The following is a 23,629-nucleotide window of genomic DNA, read 5'->3' as shown; positions in this document are numbered from 1 at the left end:
ACCGTGCTGCTCGACCTGCCGGCCGCCACCGTGGCCCTCTACATCCGCGACGGCCTCGTCGAGCCGATCACCCCCGACCGGTGCCGGCTCACCCTCGGGTCCGGGTCCTGGACCGGCCTTGCCGCCGCCATCGCCCGCTACGACACCGACATCGAGGTCGTCGGCCCCGGCGAACTGACCGAAGCCTTCGCCCACCTCGCCCGCCGATTCACCCGAACCACAACCGGCCGCCCGCGATCCGGAACCACGGAGACCCAGATCTGAGAGTTGACTCTCACAATTTATGAGAGAACACTCTCAAGTCATGGCTGGCTCCAACCCCCTCGGCGACACCGAGATCACCGACCCACGGGCCATGCGCGCCCTCGCCCACCCCGTACGACTCGCCATCCTCGAAACCCTCCACCGCAACGGCCCCGCCACCGCGACCCAACTGGCGCCCGACGTCGGAGCCACCCCCTCGGTGACCAGCTGGCACCTGCGCCACCTCGCCACCTTCGGCCTGGTACGCGACGCCGAACCCGGCCCCGACCGCCGGCAACGACGCTGGGAACCGGCCGGCCGCGGCTTCCGCTTCAGAGCCCCAGAAGGCGACGAGACCGCAGCCACCGCGGCACGCGCCCTCACCCAGGAAATGTTCCTGCGACACGCGGACCTGCCCCGCCACTGGATCACCGAGGTCGAGCCGCACCTGCCACCGCAATGGCGCAACGCGGGCGGGCTGGCCACCACCCGCCTCGCCCTCACCACCGACGAACTCGCAGCCGTCGAAGACGCCATCGAGCACGTCCTGGCGCCCTACGTGACCCGGCCGGCCCGGGAACGCCCACCGGGAAGCCGCACCGTCCGGCTGATGCGCTACGTCCTACCGGAAGCCACCGACGACCAGACAGAAAGACCGGCGTGAGTACGCGCGACGCAGGCTTCCTCCGCCTGTGGGGCGCCGTATCGCTGTCCCAGCTGGGCGACCGGATCTCAGAACTGGCCCTCCCCCTGATCGCCGCCGGGCTGCTCCACGCCTCCACCGCCGAAGTAGCCACACTGACAGCCCTCATCTGGGCCCCCAACCTGCTGGCAATCCTCCTGGGCGCCTGGGTCGACCAACAACGCCGCAAACGCCGGCTGCTCGTCGCCGCCGACCTGACCCGCGCACTCGCCTTCGCCACCCTGCCGATCGCCTACCTGCTCGACACCGTCACCCTCGGCCACCTGTACACCGTCGCCGTGATCACCGGCGCCGCCGGGATGCTGTTCAACAACGCCTACGCACCCTTCTTCGCCCGCCTGGTACCACGCCGGTCCTACATCGACGCGAACAGCAAACTCAGCACCAGCCGATCCGTGTCCTACGTAGCCGGGCCGGCCATCGGCGGCGCGCTCGTCCAAACGCTGACCGCACCGATCGCCGTTCTCGCCGACGCCCTCTCCTTCCTGGTCTCCGCGCTGCTGATCGGACGGATCCGCGTCGACGAACCCCCGGCCGTGCCCAGCGCCGAACCACCCGTCCTGACCCGCGCCCGGCAGGGCCTGCGCCTCGTGGTGAGCCATCCGATCCTGCGGGCAAGCCTCGGCTGCTGCACCACCGTCAACTTCTTCACCTTCATGGCCTCCGGGCTGACGGTACTGTTCGCCAGCCGCACCCTGGAACTGTCCGCAGGCACCATCGGCCTGGCCCTCGGCATAGGAGCCATCGGCAGCCTGATCGGCGCGGTCACCGCTCCCCGGATCTCCCGACACCTCGGCGTCGGCCGCACCATCGCCGTCGGCGTAGTGCTCTACGCCGCACCGACCGCCCTCATCGCCACCGCCGCGGGCCCGCTCGGGGTGCGCTTCAGCGCGCTCGCCACCGCCGAGTTCATCTCCGGCTTCGGCGTCATGCTCTTCGACATCAACCTCAACTCGCTGCAGACCACCGTCGTGCCCGACACCATGAGAAGCCGCACGGCCGGCGCCTTCAGCACCATCAACTACGGCGTACGCCCCGCCGGCGCACTCGTCGGCGGCCTGCTCGCCACCGTCATCGGCATGCGACCGAGCCTGCTGACCGCCGCCGCCGGCGGCGCACTCTCCGTGCTCTGGCTCCTACCGTCACCGATCCTGCGAATCCGATCCCTCGAAGCAACCGACCTCATGAGCAACGCCGCCACCTGAGCAAAGGGTGGTGGTAAGGCACGCCCTCCGGCGCCGGAGGGCGTGCCCGCCGCTGTGGTCGACGGGCGCCTCGTCGTATGTCAGGTCGCCACGATGCCGGCTCAGCGCCCATGCCATCCGGCTCGGGCCCCGTTCGTCGCCGGCTCGTCGCAGGTCTTCGGGACGACGCGGTTTACGCCACGCGATGTTCAGCTCGTCGCGCGTCTGCAACGACCACCGGATGCCGGGCGCTGAACACTGTCAACTGCTGGTCGAACACGTCGTCCAGCAGTTTGACGGCCAGATTTGTCTTGTGATCAGGCGGCCGTAAAGAAGGCGCGCAGTTCGTCGATGCCCGCGTTGAGCTCCTCTCCCGATGCGCTGAAGTCGTCGCGGTCGAAGCACCTCACCAGGGATCGCTCCCAGCAAAGCATCATCACCGCGCACAGCATGCGAATGTCCGGCGAGTCGCGCGGCTGACCCAGCCGCTCGGCCATGGCCTCAGCCAGCATGCCGACCCAGGCATCCTGCTGCTTGAGGTGGCGTCCGCGCAGTGCCGGTTCGGAGCGGTTGAGGCGCATCACCGTTGCCATCGTGCGCGGTTCAGCGGTGACCCACCCAACGGCCACATCGAAGGCCGCCCGCAAGGCCCGCAGGGGCGACTCCTCGGCGGGGCGGCGCCGCAACTCCGCCGCGATGGACGGGCCGAGATCCTCGATCGGCTGGAGGACGGCGTCCTCCTTCGTAGCGAAGTAGCGGAAGAACGTCCGCTCCGACACACCCACGGCCGCCGCGACCGCACCACCGGTCGTCGCCGCGAATCCCACCTCGTCGATCGACCGGATGGTTGCGGCGACGAGTTCCGCGCGGATGGCCTCACGCATTCGCGCCCGTACACCCGTGCGCTTCATCTCTTCCACGACAGACAGCCTAGCCCTATAGTCAGTCACCGTCATAGAGTCACTGACTGACATATTTTTCAGGGAAGAGGGCATCATGGCCGAGAAGATCAAGATCGGTGAGTACACCGTCACCGTCCTCGTCGACGGCGTCTCGAACCTCCCACCGTCCGCCTACCCGGGCGCCGACTTCGAGAGGTTCCCAGGACTGTTGAGCGAACACGGCACGTACCAGATCCGAATTGGTGCCCATCTCGTGCAGGGACCTGCCGGCACATTCCTTATCGACGCGGGGGCGGGCCCGCTGACCATGCCGTTCCCGTCTCAGCTGGCCGAGGCGAACGGGCTGAGCAACCCGCCGGCATACATGGCGAAGGCCGGCGATCTGCCCTCCGCACTGGCCGCCGCAGAAGTCGCGCCCGAGGAGATCGACGGCATCCTCATCACGCATCTGCACCTGGATCATGTCGGATGGCTGATGAAGGATCACGTTCCGTTCTTCCCGAATGCGACCGTCTACTACGGTGCCGACGATTGGGCGCTGCTGGTCGACGGCGTGGCGGATGACGACCCCGCCCGCACACTCCTGAAGCAAGCGGAGAAGGCCGGTATTCTTCGGACGTACGGGACCGGCGAGCACGACGTGTTCCCCGGGTTGAGCGTGATGGCCACGCCTGGGCACACTCCCGGGCACGTCGTGATCGTCTTGGCATCGGGCGGGCAACAATTGTGGTTCACCGGCGATCTGATCGAACTGCCCGGTCAGCTGACCGATCGGCACATCCACTTCATGACCGACGTCGATCGTGAACTCGCCACCGACACGCGCGACCGGCTCCTGACCCGGGCAAAGAGGGAGGGCATCGTCATCGCAGCCGCCCACCTGATGGAGCCGTCGTTCCGCCGGATCACCGACGACGACACGTGGGCCGACGCCAGACTGCCGTGAGCCGCCCGCAGAGATCGGCCGCTGGGCCGACGGCCGATCTCTGCGTCCCGGGTGAACCTCGATCGACTGCCCGATCCACCGCCGCCCGAGCATGGTGGCGACGACGTCGAGCGGTCGGTAGTGGGCGCACGGCCCCAGTCGCCGGACGGTGGCGGCGACACCGGCGGTCATGTCGGTGCGGGTGAATGCCGGCGCGACCGCGTTGATCCGGACGCCTCGAGTGCAGTAGTCGAGATCGAGGGGCCGCACGCATCCGATCACCGCGTGCGGATTGCTCAGCTCCGCCCAGCTGGCTGGCGTCTCGCGCAGACACTGGCTTCCTCGGGTCGATCGCCGCGATCGATGACGCCACCGGCCAGGCTGGTGGAGTGCGATCGGTCAGAAGCCGATCAGCACGGTCTTGCCGATCGCCGAGCCCGACTCGATATGGGCATGAGCATCGCGCAGGTTCGCGGCGGTGATGCCGTCGTAGCGCTTGGTCTCGGTGGTACGCAGAACACCCTTGTCGATCAGACCGGCCACGGTCGTCAGGATCTCGTGCTGGGCTGTGCTGTCCTGGTCGTACAGAGCGCGGGTGAACATGAGCTCCCAGTGCCAGGTGATGCTCTTGCTCTTCAGCGGGCGCAGGTCCAGCGAGGGTTCGTCGATCGCAACGATCTCGCCGTACGGGCGGAGGAGGTCGGCGAAGGTTTCCTCCATGCCCGCGGAGTTCGGCGAAAACAGGTAGTCGATCGTGTTCGCAAGGCCGGGATAGTCGGTGCGGTGGTCGATCACCTCGTGGGCGCCGTGGTCGAGGCTCCATTGCCGGGACTCGGCGCGCGAGGCCGTGCCGATGACAGTGAGGTCGGTGAGTTGCCGGGCCAGCTGGGTGAGTATCGACCCGACACCCCCGGCCGACGCGAGCACGAGCAGCCGGCCGGTGCTCGTCTCGGTCAGCCGGAACCGTTCGAACAGCGACTCCCACGCCGTCAAGGCCGTCAATGGCAGGGCAGCAGCGGCGCCGAAGTCCAGTGATGCCGGTTTCGCGCCGACGATCCGTTCGTCGACTGCCTGGAACTGGGCGTTCGAGCCGGGCCGGGCGATGGAGCCGGCGTAGTACACCTCGTCACCCGGACGGAACAGCCCCACCGCGTCGCCCACCCGCTCCACCACGCCGGCGGCGTCCCAGCCGAGAATCTTCGCCTCGCCGTGCGGGTTGCTGCCGGCGCGGACCTTGACGTCGACCGGGTTCACCGAAACCGCCTCGACCCGCACAAGCAGGTCGTGCGGGCCGGGTTCGGGTTTCGGAAGGGTCAGGTCCTGCAGACTCCGCGGATCGGTAATCGGAAGGCTCTCGCGGTAAGCGACGGCTGCCATGGTTTCACTCATGACCAGCAAGGTATCCGCACAGCCCTAGTTACCGGCAAGGGATACTAGTTCCCTTTGGTTACTACTAGGATGGAGGCCATGCTGACCGCCTGCGGCAAACCACACGACGTGTACGCGGCCGCCTGCCCCTGCCGCGACATGCTCGACCTGCTGGCCAACAAGTGGAGCGCCTTGGCCCTCGGCGCGTTGGAGGCCGGTCCGCAGCGCTTCGGCGTCCTGCGCGCCCGGCTTGAAGGCATCAGCCCCAAGGTGCTTACCGCCACCCTGCGCAGACTTGAGGAGCACGGCTTGATCGAACGCACCGTCTACCCGGCCGTCCCGCTGCACGTCGAGTACTCGCTCACCCCGCTGGGCGCCGACGCCTGCCAGCCACTCGCGGCATTGCGAACCTGGGTCGTCGCCAACATCGACCGCTTCCCGGCTCCTCCTGTCCTCGCCTGACCGACAAGACCAGGACCTATCCGGCCATCCATGCACGGACATCTTTGACGTAACCGTCAAACATCCTTGCGGTTCTGGCTACGCGGCCGGCTCGTCCCGGGCGTAGTCGAGGCCGATGTCCGCGCCCGATGCCACCTGACCGGACACGATGGTCATTGCGGTTCGACCCAGTCGGTCGACGCGGCGGCCGACTCCTGCGGCTCGACCTGCGCCAGCCGCTCCCGCACCGCCGCCGTCACGAACCGGTACGCAACCGAGCCGAGCACCAGTCGCATTAGCCCCGGGTGCTGGGCGGCGCTGCCGATGATCTGGAGCAGGGCCGTGATCGCAGCCCGCCCGCGCAGGCCGTGGAAGCGCTGGCGCGAGTGCTGAAGCTGGATGCCGAGGGCGCTGCGTACCTCGCGGATCTCGCCCGCCCACCGTCGCGGCGCACCGAAGGACGATCCGTCGAACACATGCCCACGGGGTCGCGATCCTGCTGCCCACGTTCAACGTGCCGGCCTTCGTCGTCAACCGCTACCGCGACGTGCTCGCCGCCAACCCACTGGCGCAGTCGCTCTCGCCGTTGAGGGGAGCCGGGTCGTCAGGCATGAGGCAGATGACTGGCCATTACAGAAGGAGACCCCGTCGTGGTTTGCCAGCCACGACGGGGTCTTTCGGTGCGCGCGACGGTGGGCTCAGGCGAGCGCGCCGCCGGCGACGGTAAGGGACTGGCCGCTGACGAACGACGAGAGCGGCCCGGCGAAGAACTCGGCCACGTCGTCGGCCGTTCCCATCCGGCCCATCGGATTGAAATCGTGCAGGAAGGCCCGGATGGGCGCGTCGGGTCCAGCGTCGGTGTGCAGGCCGGCGCCTTGGGTTGCGGACGGCAGGATCGCGTTCACGGTGACGCCCGAGGACCCGCCTCGTGGGCGAGGACTCGAACCAGGTACTCCGGCGCTACCTTGCTGCCGCCGTGCAGGGGCGTATCCAGGCATTGGATAGCCGGTCGTGCTCGAGCTGACGTAGATGATCCGGCCTCTGTCGGCGACGTGCCGGGCCGCCTCCTGCATGGTGAAGAAAGCGCCTTTGGTGTTGACCGCGAACATCCTGTCGAACTGCTCCTCGGTGAACTCGGTGACCGGCAAGCCGGAGTGCTCCAGGCCGGCGTTGACCACCACGATGTCGGGGCGCCTCATCGTCGCGAACAGCTGTCGAACCTCGTCGACAATCGCCACGTCGGTGCGGACGGCGACGGCACGCACGCCGAGGGCCGCGGCGGCCGTGCGGGTCTGCTCAACGGCCACCTCCCCCCGGGCGTAGTTGATCACGATGTCGGCGCCCCGTGCGGCGTACCGCAGACCGATCGCCCGGCCGATGCCCGGGCGGAGCCGGTGATCAGAGCGAGCTTGCCCGACAGATCGGTCACTGCTGGTCGGTCCAGTCGGTGGACGCGGCCGTCTCCTGCTGCGGCTCGATCTGGGCGAGCCGCTCGCGCAGGGCAGCGGTGACGAAGCGGTACGAGTCACTGCCGAGCACCAAGCGCAGCGGGGCCGGTTCCTGGGCGGCGCTGTCGATGATGCGCGCTGCCATCTTCGCCGGGTCGCCCAGCGGAGGACGGCTGCGGTCCTTGGCGCCGCGGACCATCGCGGCCGGGGTGCCGTCGTACGCGGCGAGCGGCTCGGCCAGTTGCAGACTGTCGAAGCGGAACTCGGTGCGTGCCCCACCGGGCTCGACGATGGTCACACCGATGTTGAACGGTGCCACGTCGCGCGCGGTGCCCTCCATGAAGCCTTCGATGCCCCACTTGCCGGCGTGGTAGAGCGAGGCGCCCGGGTTGGTGGCCTGACCGCCGTACGTCGAAATCTGGATCAGACGTCCACCGCCCTGCGCCCTGAGGTGCGGCAGCGCTGCCCGGACCACCTGGATCGAGCCGAGCAGGTTCGTGTTGATCTGCGTGATCACCTGCTCGTCGGTGAGTTCCTCAGCGGCGCCGAACAGCCCGTAGCCGGCGTTGTTGACGATCACGTCAATGCGGCCCAGCTCGGCGAACGCCCGGTCGACGGTCGACCGCACGCCGGGCAGGTCGGTGACGTCCAGGTGCGCGACCCAGAGCTGCTCGCCGTACTTGTTCTGCAGGTCGTCGACCGACCCGGGCTTGCGCACCGTGCCGGCGACCCGGTCGCCACGGTCGAGGAGCTGCTCGGTCATCCGCCGGCCGAAACCGCTGTTGATGCCGGTGATGAACCACGTCCGTACTGCCATGATGATGTTGCCTTCCGTGAGGTCCTGCGATTACTGTGCGCCGGATTCCGGCGGTCTGGGAGGTTCCCGTTGTTCCTGGTAGCAGCGGGAACAGTCACCGCGGCGGCGCAGCGCCTACGGTGGTGGTGTGGATGTGAACAATGCGCTGGGTGACTTCCTGCGGGCCCGCCGCGAGCTGGTCCGGCCGGCCGATGTGGGACTGCCCGGCGGTGGGCTGCGGCGCGTTCCGGGGCTGCGCCGCGAGGAGGTGGCGATGCTCGCCGGGATCAGCGCGGAGTACTACCTGCGGCTGGAACAGGGCCGCGACCGTACGCCGTCGATGCAGGTCGTCGAAGCGCTGGCGCGGGTCCTGCAGCTGGACGCCGACGGCGCGGCACACCTGGCACGGCTCGCCCGGCCGAGGCCCCGCCGCCGCCCGGCCCAGTCGGACGAGCAGCTGCCGGACGGGTTCACCATGCTGCTGGCCACGCTCAACGTCCCGGCTTTCGTGGTCAACCGCTACCGAGACGTACTTGCCGCGAACAGCCTTGCGATCGCGCTCTCGCCGCTGATGCGCCCCGGTGTGAACCGGCTGATCGCCCTATTCACCGACCCGGAAGCCCGCAAGTTCCACCCGGATCTGCAAGAGAACCTGCCCGGCATCGTCGCTCAGCTGCGCGCCGAGACGGGCGACGACACCGATGACCCGCGGCTGCATGCGCTGATCGGCGAGCTCTCTTTGAAGAGCGACGACTTCCGCACGCTGTGGGCTCGCCACGACATCGGCCGCGGCGGCACCGGAGCCGGAATGATCCAGCATCCGCAGGTCGGCGAGCTGTGGCTGCACCGGCAGAAGCTGACCCTGGTCGGCGCGGAGAGCTTGCAGCTGGTGCTCTACCACGCCGAGCCGGGAAGCCCGTCCGCCGACGGCCTGACCCTGCTTGCCACCCTGACCGGCCCGTCGTGGTCACGGGCTGGGGACAGCGATCACGCCGCCCGCGACAACGCCTGAAACTCCTCGTCGGTCAGCCGGGTGTCCCCGACGGCCAGGCTCTCCTCCAAGTGGGCCACCGACGAGGTCCCCGGGATCGGCACGATCACCGGCGAGCGCCGCAGTAACCAGGCCAGGGCCAGCTGGCCTGGGGTGACGCCGGGAAGTTTGCGGGCCACCGCGTCGAGTGGCCCGCCGGGGCGGGCGAGCGAGCCCGCGTCGACCGGCGCCCACGGGATGAAGGCGATGCCCTCCCGCGTGCAGAAATCGAGCAGCTGCTCGGCCCGCCGGTCGCCGAGGTTATAGCGGTTCTGCACCGACGCGACCGGCCAGCCCGTCGAGGCATCCCTCCAGGCGCTCGGCCAGGGCAGCTGCTGCTGGGAGCAGGTCATCCAGCGTCACGGACCGCGAGCCGATGGGTGAGCTGAACGAAACAAAATCTTGTGCTGTCGGCGAAGCCGGCTTTTCGGGGTGTCGGTGCGGCTTGCCGCACTGCCTCTAAGCCATCCTAGGACGGATCGTTACGGGCCCCAGTCCAACTGCGCCTCCGGGACACCCAGCGACCGGCCGTGAGCGACCGCCTCCGACCGAGCCGCCGCGTCACCCACGACGTACCGGAAGATCCGCCCCGCGAAGACCACGACATGATCACCACCGGAACGGAAATCGGCATACCAGCCGCCCTCCGGGGACAGCGCCGCACTCAACGCCGCCGCCAGCTCCTCGGCCCGCTCCGCCGGCGCCGCCACGTCCAGCAACGTCCACACCTCCGGCTGACCCGGCCCCGGCGCCGACACCGCGACCCGCGACACCCGGGTCAACTCCAGCCCCGGCACCACCAGCGCGGCACCGGCACGAAGACTCTCCGCGACGATCCGACCCTTCACCATGACGCCGATCCTGCCAGAGCAACCCACTCACGGCCGCGGACGCACGCGCGAACCGTCCGCCGGGCGCGACGTGTCGACGTACCGCGGAAGCTGCATTTCCCCGGCCCGCAGCGGCGCGAGAGCCGCGTCGATCCCCTCCATGATCAGCCTGGTCGCGCGCATCGCCTGCGCGCCGGGCGTTCCCGACACCGCGGTGAGATCCACCGGCTCACCGAAACCCACAGTGACCACCGGGCGGCGCAGCAACGCCCGCAGCAACGCCCGGCCGATGTTCTTCGGCGCCTCGTAGGGCAGCACCGCGTGCGCACCCCACTGCGCCACCGGCAACACCGGCGCACCGGTCAGCGCCGCCATCCGCGCCACCCCGGTCTTGCCCCGCTCCGGCCACATCCACGGGTCCAGCCCGATCCGCCCCTCCGGGTAGACCAGCACCATCGCCCCGTCCTTCAACGCCTGCGCCGCCGCCGGCAACGCCTCCGCCACCTGCGCACTGCCCCGATCGACGCGAATGTGCTCACACGCGCGCATCGCCGCACCCACGACCGGCGCGTCGAACACCCCACCGGTGATCATGATGCGCGGCGCGATCCCCGCCTTGTGACAGGCCGCGACCATGACCAGAGGATCGAACGGGCTGATGTGGTTCGCGGCCAGGATCACCGGCCCGCGCCGCAACGCCTCCGGAACACTCCCCCGCACCCGCAACCGGCACAACGGGGCGATCACCACACGGGACAGGGCGAGCAGCAACCGCCACAACAGCGGCGGCCGCCAGGTAGTCGACGTCTCCATAGGCGGGCCATGATGGCACGCCCGCGCACCGGTATCTACCGCCCGGTCAGCGCATCCAGGTCACGCTCGGCGAACAACCGGTGCTCCCACTCCTCGTTCACGATCGCCCCCAGACACCGCCGCAGCGGATAGGCCGCCGGCGGCGGATACCCGGGCGCGTCCACCGGCGTCGTCACCCCATCAAAATCAAAATCTTCGAGCAATTGACGTACGGCCACAGCCCGCTCCCGCCGCACCACCAGCACCTCGTCCAACGACGGCCGGGCCGACCGGTCGGCCGGGATCACGCCCGGCATCGCCGGCATCTCGTCGTGCGGCAGCCCCGACGACCAGTACGGCGACGGATCACCCAGCACCGCCCGCAACACCCACGCATCCGTGACGAACACCAGATGCCGCAACGTCTCGATGAACGAGAACTCCCCGTCCACCCGCTCGTGCAACAACTCCGGCGGCAACGCCCGCGCCCGCTCGACCGTGCCCGCCCACAGACGCTCCAGGATCGCGTACGCCTCCCGGAAACCGTCCGCGTCGACCGGCTTCATCTTCACCCGCTCCGGATAGCGCCGGTTCAGTTCCGCCTCGACCAGCGGCGCCACCTCCACCCCGTTGACCCGCAGACCCCGGATCTCCCCGTCGATCTCCGCGTCCACCAGATACGCACCCCGGAACCGCGCCCCCTCGAACCAGCCGTTACGAAACCACGCACCTGAGAAGTCCTGGTTGATGAACTCGGTCACGATGCCATCCTCACAGGCGGTGCTACGGTTTGTCACGACACCGCAACGCGGCTGTCCCGGACGAGTTGCGCGTCGTACCCGGCCTGACAAGACGACCGCCTTGAAAGAGGTGTGTCCGCCATGGCCTGGCTCGTCCTCGTCATCTCCGGCCTGCTGGAAACCGTCTGGGCCATCGCCCTCGACCGCAGCGCCGGCTTCAGCAAACCCGTCCCCACCGGCATCTTCGGCGTCGCCATCGTGCTCAGCATGCTCGGCCTCGGCTACGCGCTGCGCACCATCCCGGTCGGCACCGGCTACGCCGTGTGGGTCGGCATCGGCGCGGTCGGCACCGCGATCATCGGCATGGTCGCCCTCGGCGAGAACGCGTCCCTCGCCCGCATCCTCTGCCTGCTCCTGGTCGTCGGCGGGGTCGTCGGCCTCAAATACGCCCACTGACCACCCCGGGGCCGCGCCGGCTGACGCCCCGGGCAGTCGCGGGCGTCAACCGGCCGCAGTCGACAAGCGCTCGAGCAACTCCTCACCGCGGCCACGGACCGAACCCGGCAGCCGAATCCAGATGCCCGCCCCTCCCGGCGTCGACCAGCTCGACACCCCACACCCACCCGAACCGCTCCTGCTCGGCGAAGACCGCACGCGGATCATCCCGGCTCGCCACCAGAACCGGCCGGATCGGCAAAGGCCGCCGAGGCACCTCCTCGATGTACGGCGGCGTCACCAGCAACGCCCCCACCACCGGAGTGTCCACACCGGCGCTCCATCCACAGGCCCCGGGCACGATCTTGTCGTTTCCCGCCATACTGACCAGCGGAACTTCCCCCAGGGTGGGTGGGATACCGATGTCGGCTGATGCCATGACGATGGGTTTTGCATAGAGCCCGCGCTTCAAGGCCTTCGAGCGCGACCCGAGGTGGCCGCGATTGGCACCAGCGGCCGAATCAATCCCGCGCGCCGGCAATACTCGCCCGGCGGTATCGGCCGGGAGCGGTGCCGTGGTGCCGCTTGAACGCGCCGGCGAACGCGAACTCTGAGGCGTAGCCGGTCTGGGTGGCGATCGCGCCGAGCGGGACGTCCGACTCCCGCAGGAGCCGCGCCGCGGTGGTCATCCGCCACCACCTCAGGTATGTCAGCGGTGGCTGACCGACCAGCGCGGTGAAGCGGCGGGCGAACGGCGTCCGCGACAGCGCGGCCTCGGCGGCCAGCGCTGCGACGGTCCACGGACGGGCTGGATCACGGTGCATCGCGTGCAGGGCGGCGGCGGTCGGCGCATCGTTGAGCGCCGCGGCCCAGCCCCTGGTGGTGCCGTGTGCCGACTGCTGGTCCAGCCATGCGCGCAGGATCTGTAACAACAGCGTGTCGAGCAGGGCGAGAACGATCGCGTCCGAGCCGAGGCGGGGCTGTTCCAGTTCGGAGGCGAGAAGTTCCACTGTGGCGCGCAGTCCCGGGTTTCGTCCAAGGTGTGCGGGCAGGTGAACGAGTTCCGGCAGGTCGCCGAGCAGCGGGTGGGTCCGGGTCGGGTCGAGCCGGTAGCCGCCGCAGACGGTGACGGTGGTGGGGGCATCGAGTAGACGGTCGTCGCCGACCGGCCCGCGCGGGGCGCCTGGGTCGTTCGGGTCGCATGCGGGCTCGGGCGGCGCCGGCGTCGACGGGTTGTCGGCCAGCAGGTGCCCCCGGCCGTGGGGTCGGAACACGACGTCTCCGGTCGCCAGTGGTAGTGGCATGCCGTCGGGCGAAATGAGCCAGCACGGCCCCTGCAGGATGACCTGGAAGCCGGCGGAGCCGGGTATCGACGCGAAATGCTGAGCCCATGGCGCGTGCCATGCCAGCCGTGCGGAGCTGGGTCGGCCGGTTCGCATGACGGTGATCACGTCGCTCAGTACGTCCACGTGCCGAGCGTATCGGCGGGACGGTCGGGTATGAAAGAAGGCTTTCCAAGCATGGTTCGTCCCCTCAGGGTCGCTTTAGGTTCAAAGCATGAGAGCGATGCGAATCCACGAGTACGGCGACGCCTCCGTCATCTGCGACGACGATGTGCCGAGGCCGGTGCCCGGTCCGGATGAGGTACTGATCGAGGTCGCCGGGACCTCGTTCAACCCTTCGGAGATCGGGTTGCGCCGCGGGCTGCTGCGCGCCTTCTTACCGCTGGACCTGCCGCTCACGCTCGGCGGGGAGGTCGCCGGCACGGTCGTCGAGGTCGGCACCGGTGTAGCCACTCTCACTACCGGCGACCGGGTGGTCGGCCGCGTCGACCGCGGCGGGGCAGCTGCCGCGTATGTCGCCGCGCGGGCCGACACGTTCGTCACGGCGCCTACCGCCATTCCGCTTGCCCACGCTGCTGCCCTGCCGATCGCCGGTCTGACCGCGTGGCAGGCCGTGTTCGAGCACGCGAACCTCACACCTGGGAAACGGGTCCTGGTCAACGGCGCGGGCGGCGGCGTCGGCGGGTTCACCGTGCAACTCGCCCGGTACGCGGGAGCGCAGGTGGTCGCCACGGCCAGCCCTCGCAGCGCCGACACGGTTCGCCGCCAGGGCGCGGACCACGTGATCGACTACACGACGACACCACTGGCCGACGCGCTCGACGAACCCGTCGACGCGATCCTGCACCTCGTCGGCGGCAGCGCCCTCGACGCGGCCGCCCTGCTGCCGCTGCTGCGGCCCGGCGGTGTGCTGGTGTCCGCGACCGTCCCGGTCGAAGTATCCGCCGCGTCCCCGGTGCGGGCCGTGCACTTCGTCGCCAGCAACGACACCGACCAGCTCACCGCCCTGGTCAAGCTGGTCGACGCCGGCGATGTGCAGGTAGACGTCACCGCGTCCCGGGCGATGTCCGAGCTGGCTGACCTGCACCGCGACGTGGAGGCCGGCCGCACTCGCGGCAAGGTGATTCTCGTCCCGTGACGATCAGGGGGTACCGAACCCGGGGGCGGTACGGCCACCAGGCCCGACGTTTGGCCGGCTGACCTGACACAACGATCTTCGATCTTGCGGGCTGGTTCAGGGTGCGGTGGCTGTTTCCTTGGCTGGCGCTCGGTGTTGCTTCGGGGTCGTCGAGACAGCGCTGAACGCCGGCCGAACGCGTGGCCGCCGCAATCACTCGGAACGGCGCTGAACGCGTGGCCGCACCGACCGGTCGGGGCCGGTCCGGGCCGACGACATCTACGCCGGCGAAGCTTCGTCGAGGCGGCGGCCTGGTGGGCGCAACAGGCGGCTCAGCGTGGTCCGGGACCACGAGCGCCTCGGGCGGAGCGTGACAGGTCCGGTTGCGTACCAAAAATCTGTTGGTCGGCGAAGCCGGCTTTTGGGGGTTCGGTGTGGCTTGCCGCACTGCCCCTAAGCCGTCCTAGGATTCTAGGAAAGGAGGGTCTTTGCGAACGCCAATTGGTTGTAGGGGGAAGTGCTGTCGTTCGGGATCGCCATATATCCGCTACGCCCGTAGAGAGCGATCGCCTCGCCGAGCGCCCGATGTGTCCCGAGCCGCATCGTGCTGATCCCCTGCGCAACGGCGTCTGTCTCCAGGGCGGTCAGCAGGCGACGGCCCAGCCCGAGCCCCCGCGCCTCCGGCGCGACCCACAGGTGGCGCAGCTCGGCGACGCCCGCGGACAACCGGGTCCACAGGCCGCAGCCGACCGCCCGCCCGTCCTCCCGCGCCAGCAGCATCGTCCCGTCGATGTCCGCGGGCTCGGTGAGCGTGCCCAGGTCGTACCCCTCAGGGAAGCGTGTCCCCAGCTCAGCGCCGTAGCGCAGCAGGCACTCCCGGGCCTCCCCCGCACCCGGGTCGACCGCCGTGACGGCGACGGCGGCCAGGCGCAGCATCCGGTGCACGGTGGCCTGCGCGTCGACGAGGGCGGCCCGCTGCGCGGCGCTGAGCCCGGCGAGGGATTCGGCGATCGTCCGGCGTGAACGTTCGTCCAGCTCAGCGCGTTCGCGCAGGCCGGCCTCGGTCAGTCCGGCGATGCGCGCCCGCCCGTCGGACGGGTCGGTCCGCACGACGACCAGTCCTTCTTCCTGCAGCCCGCGCAGCAGCCGGGTCAGGTAGCCGGCGTCCAGCCCGAGGCGCGCCCGCAGATCTCGCAGGTCGGCGCGCTCGCCGATCTCGTAGAGCAGCCGGGCCGCGCCGAGCGTGCGTTCCTGGCCGAGGTAGCGATCGGTCAGGACGCCGAGGTGCTGCGTGTAGTAGCGGTTGAAGGCCCGGACCCGCTCGATCTGCTCACCCTCCACCGAACCGTTGACGGCCCGGACCCGCTCGATCTGCTCGTCCTCCACCGAGCCGACGATACTTGACCCAGGTCAAAGAAATCAGCGGCGACGCACCAGGCGCCGGTACCACGGCAGCGGCGCGGGCTGCTCGGTGAACGGGTCACGGCCGAGAGCCGTGACGAACGCGGCGCTGAGGTCGAGACGCTCGCCGGGCGGCGGGTCGGCGATCTCGGCCAGCAGCCGGTCGACGATCGGCATCTCCTCCACCGGGATCCAGGCCACGTACCGCCGGTCGCCGGTCAGGAAGACCAGCTCGACCTCGTCGTGGTCGGGCCGGATCTCCCACTCGCCGTCCTGGATCCCGTCGATCACGATGCTCACGATCTCAATATAGACGGATCAGGGCGGCGCCCCGGGAGGCGCCGCCCTGACGGTCATCGATCAGATCACCGGCAGCTGCTGCCGGCGAACCGGCCGAAGATGCGGCGCTTCAGACGACGTACCCCGCTGCAATAACGCCGGGCCCAGGGGCGGGCCGCGTCTCCCGCGGCGCGGCGGAACCCGCGCCAGTCGTTGCGGAAGTCGTGATACCCCATCCAGCCCCCGATGCCGGCGGCGATGTACTTCCACCGCCGTTTGGTGCGCAGCGGGTGGAAGGTGGCCTTCCAGCCGCGCTTGCGGACCGCACGGTAGAACTTCCAGCCGGACCGCAGGGCCCGGTACCCGGTGCGCGCCTCGCCGACCCCGCCCCAGAAACTGGCGACGGTGCCGAACATGCGCACCCCGTGGAAGGTCATCCGCCAGTACGGATTGCGTCCCCAGCTGCAGAACTTCCAGCACCACCGGCGGCCGTCCAGGTCGGAGCCGTTGACCGGGTCGGCACAGGTGTACTCGTAGCTGTTGCAGCTGCCGCCGGGGACCGGGTCGGTCGACAGGAACCGGCCCAGCGCCGGCGAGTAGAGGCGCACGCCCATCAGGACGATGTCGGCCATCGCGTCGCCGGAGCGCTGCTTGGCGCCCAGCCAGCCGTAACGCAGGTCGGCCTGGCCCGGCATCGGCGTGCCGAACTCGTCGTAGTCGAACACCTCCGGTGAGCCGTCGGTCAGGTCGACGGTGACGGCGACGTCCCCGTGCAAGCTGCTCAGCTGCAGCTTCACCCCGCCGGTGGAGGACACCGAGGCGCCCAGGTCACCGTCCGGCCCGGAGACGTACCGGGTGGTGAGCCCGGTGGCGGCGTCCTCGACGATCCAGCGCGGCTCGTCGGTGTCGTCGCCGTAGTGGTTCAGCGTCGCCGACGTGCGGTTCCAGGTGTCGCCGGCCTTGGTGTCGGTCAGCGACGCGCGCAACCGCATCGACGGGTCCAGGGTCCAGGTCTGCCGGGCGTCGCCGACCTCCTGGCTGCGGACCATGTCGTTGGCGTGGTATCCGATCGTCATGCCGCCCGGGGTGGCCGTCGTACGCCCGAAGGCGTCGTACGTGTACCCGGCGTCGGTGAGACGGTCGGCGCTGTCGTACGTGTGCCCGGTCGTGCCGGACGCCGTGCCGGTCTGACACACGCCCGCGGTGCCGGGCGCGTAGGTCGTCCGGCCGGTGCGGTTGGTGCGCTGGTCGTAACCGTACGTCCGGGTGACGCAGCCGTCCGTGGCGTCGCTGTGCTGACGGGCCGAGGTCAGCCGGCCGAAACCGTCGTAGGAGAACGTCGACCCGCCACCGGTGTACTCGTGCTCGATCTGCTGTCCGGCCGAGTTCTCCACGACGGACTCCGACCACAGGACCAGGCCGTCGGCGTCGCGGGTGTAGGTTCGCTCGACCGGCTGCAGGTTCGCGTCCAGCCGGTCGGTACGGGTGAACCCGCCCGGGTACTTCAGGGTGGTGAGCTGCCCGTCCGGCGAGTACCGGGCCTGGAACGCGCCCGCCGAGCCGTCGGTGATCGAGGTCAGCAGGCCACGCGGGTCGACCGTGCGGTCGTAGGCGTAGGCGGCCGTGCCGCTCGGGTCACTGACGCGGACCTGGTTGCCGTACCGGTCGTACTCGGTGATCGTCTTGGCACCGTCGGCGTCGGTGTAGCCGACGGTGCGGCCCAGCACGTCGAACTGCCGGGTGATCACGTCCGTCCCGGCGGTGGTCACCGCGGGGCGGCCACCGGCCTGCTCGTACGTGGTCGTCACCGCCGGAACGGCCGTTCCGAGGCCACCCTCGACGGCGGTGCGGACCAGCCGGCCCGCGCCGTCGTACTGCGACGTCGTGGTCCGGGTCTTGCCGTCCGCGGTCTCGGTGACCTCGGCCTCCCCGCCGAACCGGTCGTACCCGGTGACCCGGCGGACCGGCAGGGCGCCGGTCATCCGGTCCGGGTCGTGCCCGGTGACCGCTCCGGCGGCCCGGGTGACGCACACCTGCCCGGCCCACTCGGCGCGGCCCCCACAGGCGCTGTCGGCGCTGTTGGTGCCGGCCGTCCAGTACACCGTCCGGGTGGCGCGGGCGTCGTCGCCGGTCGACCCGATACCCCACGACTCGGTCACCTTGCCGTCGTCGTTGAACACCGTGTAGGTGGTGTTGCTGTCCCCACCCGGCGACGCCTCGACGGTGACCTTGGTCGGCTGCTTGACCTCCCAGCCGGACCTGCCGCCCTTCTCGGCGCCGTAGCCGTTGCGGGTGACCCGGACGTCGGCCAGCGGGTAGCCGTCGATCAGCGCCCCGGTCGTCTGCGTGGTGACCAGGTGGTACGTCGCGCCGTCCGGCTTGCCCTCGTCGTAGGCCTGCACCGTCTTGGCGCGGCCGATGACCGTGTCACCCGCGGCTCGCGCGGTGAGCGGACCGCCGCTGTCCGGGTCGGCCAGTGGCCGTTCCAGCACCATCGACCGGGTCGGGCCGACGGTCTCGAGCAGGTCGAGGCCGTCGTTGCTGTACCGGTTGACGGTGGACAACGCCCGGGCGCGAGTGGCGGTGTCCGAGTCGGCCAGGCCGAGTTCGGCCAGGTCGGCCGCCGCGCCGGGCAGGGTGCCCAGGGCGAGGGCCCGCTCGGAGGACTCCAGGGTGCGCAGCGTGTTGCCGAACCGGTCGTACTCCTTGGTGTCGATCTCGCCGCCCGGGGTCGCGGTGTTCACCTCCTGGCCGCCCGCGTTGAGGTAGTGGACATCGGCGTACGTGTAGCCGCCGCTGCCCGGGCTGGCCGGGGTCGCGCTGCTACGGGCCGGCACCTGCTCGGGCACGAACACCGCGGTCGCGTCGGTGGGCAGGTCGGCCTGTCCCCAGGTGGAAACGGCCGCGTAGTTCATGTCGTACGGTCCGCCGGCCGCCTTGGTCAGCGGCACGTTGTAGACCAGGGTGGTCGCCGTCTCGCCGTCGGTCTCCGACGCGCTGCCCTGCTTGAGCGCGGCCCGCCGGACCCGGACGACCCGCCCGGTGTTCTCGTCGCCGGCCAGGGTCGCGATCTGCGCGTCGCTCAGCGCCGAGCCGTACACCCGGACGTCGTCGATGCCACCGGCCCACAGGTTGGTGGCCGCGCCGGCCCACTTGGCCCGGCCGATCACGTAGCCGCCGGTGGCGTTCCAGCCGCCGGTGGCCGCGGTCGTGGTCTGCAGGACCCCGTTGACGTACAGCTTCATCTTGCCCGAGGCGGTGTCGTAGACCCCGGCCAGATGCGTCCACTGACCGAGGACCGGCGCCACGTTCGACGTCGCCCGCACCGCGGACGAGTCGTCGTTGTCGGCGGTGGTGCGCGAGAACGCCCACCGGTCCGAGTCCTTGACGTAGTTGAGGAAGAAGCCGCTGGTACGGCTACCGTCCTTGGACACGATCGTGCGGTTGGCCGACTTGTCGCTGATCCGCGCCCACGCCGAGACGGTGTAGGACGTGGTGTTCGACAGCGCGGTGCCCGCGGCGGTGATCTGTGCGCCGGTGGCGCCGCTGAACACCGCGGCCTGGTCGCCCGGGTTCTTCGGGTCGTTGCCCTGGCCCCAGGTGACCCCGGTGGCCGTGCCGTTACGGCCGGCCCCGGAGGAATCGGCCGCGGTGCCGTCGAGGTTCCAGCGCAGCGCGGCGCTGTCCGCGTCCGGTGCGGCGTAGTCGACCGACCAGGGCAGCTCGCCCGGGGCGCCGGCCTTGACGACCCGTCCGGCGGCGTCGTACTCGTAGGTCTTCTTCAGCGCCGGGCTGATCCGCGGATCCCAGGACTCGCGCAGCCGTCCCAGGTTGTCGTAGGTGTACTTGACGATGTCGACCGCGTTCTCGGCGCCGGCCACCGGATCCCAGGACCACAGCCTGACCGCCGAGACCCGGTCGGCCACGTCGCCGAAGACCGTCTGGCTCAGGCCCGCCGTGGTCGTGGTGGCGTAGACGTATTCCAGCACCTCACAGCCGCGCGGCAGGGTCGTGCCGGTGCAGCCGTTGGTGTCCACGCCCGGGTCGGCCGGGTTGACCACGCGTGTGAGCAGCAGCCGGCCGCCGGTGGTGTCGTAGACGTAACGGGTGGCCGCCTTGTCCTCGTCGGTCCAGCTGGAGGACGCCGTCCAGACGCCGCCCTGCTGCTTGAACTCGGTGACGGCGCCTTCCAGGTCGGCGACCCGGTAGGTGGCGGAGTCCGGCGCGGACAGGGTCAGCTGCTCACTGCCGGGCTCCGGGGTGAACGAGGTGCCGTCGGCGTTGCGGGAGAAGGTGACCCAGCCGCCGCCGATCGTGTCGAGGCGGGCGACCGACGCCGACGGGAAGGTGAGCGTGGTGTAGTCGCTCTCGGCCGGGCCACCGGTCGCGCCACCGGCCCACGACGGGCCGAACGGCGCCACCACCTCGGTGACCGAGACGTTGTCCCAGTAGACCTTCTTGCCGCTGCCGGCGACGTTGCCGTTGTAGAGCCGGAACAGCGCCTCGGTGGCACCGGCCGGCACGGTCATGTCGACCGACAGCTCCTGCCAGCCGTCGGTGTACGCGGCCATCGGCGAGGCCACCGGGGTGTACGCGGTCCCGTTCTTGTAGAAGCCCACGACCCGCAGCCCGCTCGCGGCGTTGTCCGGGGCGAGGGTGGTCGCGGCGGGCACGTAGATCCAGGCGGTGGCCCGGTACGTGCGTCCCGCCTGCATGCCGAGCCGCAACGCGCCGCCGTCCCCGCCGAGCGCGACGTACGTGTCGTTGCTCGTGCCGGACGCCGCCGGGGTGATCTCCAGGGAGTCGACCGGGGTCACATCGCCCTGCCCGCGGGCGGTGGACCGGACGGCCGTGGCGGTCGACGGGACGGTGAACCCGGTCAGGTCGGTGGAGACCTGCTGCTGGTTGGCGGTCAGCTTCTCCGGCATCGCCACGTAACCGTCGTTCGGCCCGCGCGACGAGGCGGCCCGGGTGACGGTCAGGCCGAGCTCGTCGGCGTCGGAGGCGTCCAGGCTCAGGTCACCGGTGAGCAGGTTGACGTCACCCGGCCCGATCTCGTCGCCGGCTCCGCCGTCACCGCTGGAGTCGACGGTCACCCGCACCCACGGGGTGTCGTAGACCGGGGCGGTCGAGGTCGCGGTGAAGATCCGGGCCCGTACCTCGACCACACCGCCGACCAGGCCAAGCGTGTCCGAGGCGTTCCAGATCGCATAGCCGCCGAGCCCGGCGATGGTGACCGGCACGGCCGCCGTCGCGGTGATCGGCGCGCCGGTCGCCGAGGTCAGGTTGGCCGACGGCACCGGCAGGGTGGCCCCGCCCGGCCCGCGGCGGTACTCGTAGTAGGCCCGGGTGTACCCGGCCACCGGCGTGAAGATCTGCAGCTTGGTGCGCTTGACGATGTTGGCCCCGGGCAGCGGCTGCGCCAATGCCGCGCTGCCGGCCGAGAAGGTGTACGTGTTGGCCGCCGACAGGTTGCCGGCCCGGTCCTTGGCCTGCACGGTCAGCGTGCGCTGCCCGTCGCGCGGGCTGAGCGTGACGGTGGCCGTGCCGGTCGCCGCCAGGGTGGTGGCGGCCGCATCGGTGTCCAGGCGGTACACGAACGCCGCCAGGTCGGTGGTGCCGCCGGCCGGGGTCAGCGTGAACGTGTCGGACTGGCCCGCCCCGCCGTGCGGCTGACCGTCGTTGAGGTAGATCCCGGCCGACACGAACGGCACCAGCGGCTTGGTGGTGTCGACGGTCAGATCGGTCCAGTCGCTCCAGGCGCCCTCGGCCTCCGGGTCCTTGGCCCGCACCCGCCACTGGTAGGTGGTGCCGTTGGTCAGGTCCGCGGTGAGCTGCCAGGCGGTGGTCGACCCGTTGGTCCAGCCGCCGCTGAGCACGCCCGAGGAGGCGACAGCGGCCGCGGTGGCCTTGTTGCGCACCTCGAACTCGGCGGTCAGCGCCTGACCGGCGTTGACGTCGGCGAGCTTGGCCGACAGCGTCGGCCGTACCCCCGAGGTCTGTGCCCCGGCCGAGCAGGCCGAGTAGCAGGGTGCGACGGCCAGGGCGGTCGGCGCGGCCGGTGCGGAGTTGTAGGTGATCGTGACGACCGGCGGGTGCGCGGCCTCGGCGGAGTCGAACTTCTTCCAGCTCGTCGAGGACGTCTCGCTGGTGCCGCGCAGCATCACGGTGACGTCGCTGCTCTGCGCGGTCGCGGCGTACTGCAGGGCCGGGCCGACCTCGACGTAGACGTAGGAGTCGGCACAGGACGAGCTGTAGCCCTTGGTCTCGGTCGACGTGCCGACCTTCTCCCGGGCGGTGGGCTGCGCGGTCCAGCGGGTGGCGGAGTCGGCCCGGTCGGTGCGCCAGGCCTCCCACGACGCCGCCGTGCACGACCAGGAGTGGGTCTCCCAGAGGCGCAGCTTGGCCGACATGATCCGGGCGCCGGCCAAGCCGGTGGTGGCGAACCGCAGGTAGGAGCGGGCGGTGTAGGAGCCGCCGTCGTCGACGTGGCCCAGTCTCAGCTCGTCGGCGCCGGACTGGTCGCTGGAGTAGCTGTTCTGCACGAAGGCGTCGAACGCCACCGGCAGGGACGCGGGCGGGTCGATGGTGACCGGGAACGTCAGGTCGGCGCGTTCCACGAAGTCCGCGTCGGCGGTCAGCTCCATGGTGGCCCGCCCGGCCTTGTTCCCGGTGACGCGCAGGCCGACCGGGGCCCGGTTGACGTGAATGCCGGAGAGGGCGCCGACCTTGGCGTCCCACATCTCCGGCGCCTGAGCCCGGCCGATCACACGGCCCTTGGCGTCCTTGAAGTCGAGCCCACCCCGGCCGTCGGCGGCGGCGGTGAGCTTGCCCGTGCTGATCGGCAGGCTCAGCTTCGCGGCCCGGCGCAGCGCGGCGCGGTCCTTGGCGACGAAGAACTGCTCGTAGCCGGTGGTCTGGGCGCGGACGACCAGGTCGATGCCGGGCTGCACCTCGGGATAGGTCGCGGTCGGCCCGTCCAGCACCGGCTCCGGCAGCGGGCCGGTCCACGAGACGCCGGTCCGCTGGGCGCCGGTGCCCAGCGAGACGACCTCGTGCCGGCCGGTGCCGGTCTGCGGGCCGCTGAGCCGCAGCGCGCGGGCGTGCACGCGGGGCACGACGGCACCGTCGGCGTCGCGGATCAGGGTCAGGTCGACGTCGTCCCAGCGGGCGCCGTTGCGGACCCGGACCGGGGCCATCGCCCGCTCCTCGGTGATGGTGCCGTCCGCGTTCACGAAGACCCTGGTGGTCTCGGTCCGCTTGCCGGTCGCCTCGACCGGCCCGGCGCAGAGTTTCGCCGCGATCGCCGCGGAGGCGACATCCACCCGATCGGCCGGACAGACCGGCCCGGCCGGTGCCGGTGGCGCCGGAGCGGCCGCGGCCGGCCCGGCGGTGGGCAGGTCGGCCATGGTTGCCGCGAGGAGCACCGCCGTCGCGAAGCCGACGGCTCTGGTCCTGGTTGAATAAAAGTGCGCACGCGCAAGCGGCATGCGGCTCTCCCCCGTCCCGTGAAGTCACAGAGTCACATGATCGGGAGGACGCTAACACTCAATTGACGAATTTGAGTACAGCGATCTCTGTCCGTTACGGACACTCGTGATGACCACGGCGAGCGGCATCGCCGGGGACCACCCGGGTCCGCGCGGATTCAC

General features: G+C 70.4%; 21 protein-coding genes, 1 pseudogene and 1 riboswitch. Of the genes and pseudogenes, 8 read left to right on the top strand and 14 right to left on the bottom strand.

Annotated elements, in window-relative coordinates; genetic code table 11:
* Positions 1-3 precede the first annotated feature (3 nt).
* The 3 genes from ACH442_RS21760 to ACH442_RS21750 are packed head-to-tail and all read left to right on the top strand — an operon-like array spanning position 4 to position 2,151.
* Entirely contained in the window at positions 4-264 is a 261-nt protein-coding gene (locus tag ACH442_RS21760) for a hypothetical protein (protein ID WP_396339887.1), read from the top strand.
* A gap of 40 nt (positions 265-304) precedes the next feature.
* Complete coding sequence (locus ACH442_RS21755) at positions 305-907, top strand: ArsR/SmtB family transcription factor (RefSeq protein WP_396339886.1); 603 nt, start codon at positions 305-307, stop codon at positions 905-907.
* A complete protein-coding gene (locus ACH442_RS21750; RefSeq protein ID WP_396339885.1) occupies positions 904-2,151 on the top strand; it encodes an MFS transporter in 1,248 nt (415 codons plus the stop codon). The genes ACH442_RS21755 and ACH442_RS21750 overlap by 4 nt, the downstream gene beginning before the upstream one ends.
* 296 nt (positions 2,152-2,447) lie before the next feature.
* Here the strand turns inward: ACH442_RS21750 and ACH442_RS21745 are convergent, their stop codons facing one another.
* Positions 2,448-3,041, bottom strand: coding sequence for a TetR/AcrR family transcriptional regulator (locus tag ACH442_RS21745; protein WP_396340030.1), 594 nt, complete (start codon positions 3,039-3,041; stop codon positions 2,448-2,450).
* Positions 3,042-3,240: 199 nt separating this feature from the next.
* On the opposite strand from ACH442_RS21745, the gene ACH442_RS21740 reads away from it, so the two are divergent.
* Positions 3,241-3,978: an MBL fold metallo-hydrolase gene (locus ACH442_RS21740; RefSeq protein ID WP_396339884.1), complete on the top strand. Its 738-nt coding sequence runs from the start codon at positions 3,241-3,243 to the stop codon at positions 3,976-3,978.
* A gap of 378 nt (positions 3,979-4,356) precedes the next feature.
* On the opposite strand, the gene ACH442_RS21735 is transcribed toward ACH442_RS21740, so the two are convergent.
* A complete protein-coding gene (locus ACH442_RS21735) occupies positions 4,357-5,346 on the bottom strand; it encodes a zinc-binding alcohol dehydrogenase family protein (RefSeq protein WP_396339883.1) in 990 nt (329 codons plus the stop codon).
* Positions 5,347-5,424: 78 nt separating this feature from the next.
* Between ACH442_RS21735 and ACH442_RS21730 the strand changes: the two genes are divergently transcribed.
* Complete coding sequence (locus tag ACH442_RS21730) at positions 5,425-5,787, top strand: winged helix-turn-helix transcriptional regulator (RefSeq protein WP_396339882.1); 363 nt, start codon at positions 5,425-5,427, stop codon at positions 5,785-5,787.
* 152 nt (positions 5,788-5,939) lie between these two features.
* Here the strand turns inward: ACH442_RS21730 and ACH442_RS21725 are convergent, their stop codons facing one another.
* The 3 genes from ACH442_RS21725 to ACH442_RS21715 form a co-directional block, all read right to left on the bottom strand.
* Positions 5,940-6,242, bottom strand: a complete 303-nt coding sequence (locus tag ACH442_RS21725; RefSeq protein WP_396339881.1) for a hypothetical protein — start codon at positions 6,240-6,242, stop codon at positions 5,940-5,942.
* Positions 6,243-6,464: 222 nt separating this feature from the next.
* Positions 6,465-7,295, bottom strand: coding sequence for an SDR family oxidoreductase (locus tag ACH442_RS21720; RefSeq protein ID WP_396339880.1), 831 nt, complete (start codon positions 7,293-7,295; stop codon positions 6,465-6,467).
* Positions 7,192-8,031, bottom strand: coding sequence for an SDR family oxidoreductase (locus tag ACH442_RS21715; RefSeq protein WP_396339879.1), 840 nt, complete (start codon positions 8,029-8,031; stop codon positions 7,192-7,194). Before ACH442_RS21715 ends, ACH442_RS21720 begins: the two co-directional genes overlap by 104 nt.
* A gap of 127 nt (positions 8,032-8,158) precedes the next feature.
* Between ACH442_RS21715 and ACH442_RS21710 the strand changes: the two genes are divergently transcribed.
* Positions 8,159-9,022 carry a helix-turn-helix domain-containing protein gene (locus ACH442_RS21710; RefSeq protein WP_396339878.1) on the top strand — a complete coding sequence of 288 codons (864 nt, stop codon included), beginning with the start codon at positions 8,159-8,161 and terminating at the stop codon, positions 9,020-9,022.
* Here the strand turns inward: ACH442_RS21710 and ACH442_RS21705 are convergent.
* From ACH442_RS21705 to ACH442_RS21690, 4 genes and pseudogenes are all read right to left on the bottom strand, one after another.
* Positions 8,998-9,330 (bottom strand): annotated as a pseudogene (locus tag ACH442_RS21705) (aldo/keto reductase); the annotation flags it as partial. The gene ACH442_RS21710 and the pseudogene ACH442_RS21705 overlap by 25 nt on opposite strands.
* 192 nt (positions 9,331-9,522) lie before the next feature.
* A complete protein-coding gene (locus ACH442_RS21700) occupies positions 9,523-9,891 on the bottom strand; it encodes a hypothetical protein (protein WP_396339877.1) in 369 nt (122 codons plus the stop codon).
* A gap of 27 nt (positions 9,892-9,918) precedes the next feature.
* Positions 9,919-10,683 carry a lysophospholipid acyltransferase family protein gene (locus ACH442_RS21695; protein WP_396339876.1) on the bottom strand — a complete coding sequence of 255 codons (765 nt, stop codon included), beginning with the start codon at positions 10,681-10,683 and terminating at the stop codon, positions 9,919-9,921.
* Between the two features lie 35 nt (positions 10,684-10,718).
* Positions 10,719-11,423, bottom strand: coding sequence for a DinB family protein (locus ACH442_RS21690; protein WP_396339875.1), 705 nt, complete (start codon positions 11,421-11,423; stop codon positions 10,719-10,721).
* A 34-nt stretch (positions 11,424-11,457) separates the two neighbouring features.
* Positions 11,458-11,525, top strand: a riboswitch (guanidine-III (ykkC-III) riboswitch).
* Positions 11,526-11,543: 18 nt separating this feature from the next.
* Here ACH442_RS21690 and ACH442_RS21685 point away from each other — a divergent pair.
* The gene (locus ACH442_RS21685) at positions 11,544-11,858 is read left to right on the top strand and encodes a DMT family transporter (protein ID WP_396339874.1); all 315 of its coding nucleotides are present in this window, start codon (positions 11,544-11,546) and stop codon (positions 11,856-11,858) included.
* Between the two features lie 82 nt (positions 11,859-11,940).
* Here ACH442_RS21685 and ACH442_RS21680 read toward each other — a convergent pair whose 3' ends face one another.
* Both ACH442_RS21680 and ACH442_RS21675 read right to left on the bottom strand, forming a co-directional pair.
* The gene (locus tag ACH442_RS21680; RefSeq protein WP_396339873.1) at positions 11,941-12,168 is read right to left on the bottom strand and encodes an alpha/beta hydrolase; all 228 of its coding nucleotides are present in this window, start codon (positions 12,166-12,168) and stop codon (positions 11,941-11,943) included.
* A gap of 190 nt (positions 12,169-12,358) precedes the next feature.
* Positions 12,359-13,306 (bottom strand): AraC family transcriptional regulator, encoded by a 948-nt coding sequence (locus tag ACH442_RS21675; protein WP_396339872.1) that lies wholly within the window; start codon positions 13,304-13,306, stop codon positions 12,359-12,361.
* 88 nt (positions 13,307-13,394) lie between these two features.
* On the opposite strand from ACH442_RS21675, the gene ACH442_RS21670 reads away from it, so the two are divergent.
* Positions 13,395-14,318 carry an NADP-dependent oxidoreductase gene (locus ACH442_RS21670; RefSeq protein ID WP_396339871.1) on the top strand — a complete coding sequence of 308 codons (924 nt, stop codon included), beginning with the start codon at positions 13,395-13,397 and terminating at the stop codon, positions 14,316-14,318.
* 450 nt (positions 14,319-14,768) lie between these two features.
* Here ACH442_RS21670 and ACH442_RS21665 read toward each other — a convergent pair whose 3' ends face one another.
* From ACH442_RS21665 to ACH442_RS21655, 3 genes are all read right to left on the bottom strand, one after another.
* Positions 14,769-15,683, bottom strand: coding sequence for a GNAT family N-acetyltransferase (locus tag ACH442_RS21665; RefSeq protein WP_396339870.1), 915 nt, complete (start codon positions 15,681-15,683; stop codon positions 14,769-14,771).
* A 33-nt stretch (positions 15,684-15,716) separates the two neighbouring features.
* Positions 15,717-15,998: a hypothetical protein gene (locus tag ACH442_RS21660; protein ID WP_396339869.1), complete on the bottom strand. Its 282-nt coding sequence runs from the start codon at positions 15,996-15,998 to the stop codon at positions 15,717-15,719.
* A gap of 65 nt (positions 15,999-16,063) precedes the next feature.
* Complete coding sequence (locus ACH442_RS21655) at positions 16,064-23,467, bottom strand: LamG-like jellyroll fold domain-containing protein (protein ID WP_396339868.1); 7,404 nt, start codon at positions 23,465-23,467, stop codon at positions 16,064-16,066.
* Positions 23,468-23,629: the final 162 nt, after the last annotated feature.

The organism is Actinoplanes sp. NPDC020271, assembly GCF_044388125.1.
GTDB lineage: Bacteria > Actinomycetota > Actinomycetes > Mycobacteriales > Micromonosporaceae > Actinoplanes.
Note: the sequence above shows the minus strand (reverse complement) of the source record. Positions and strands in the feature narration are given on the sequence as shown.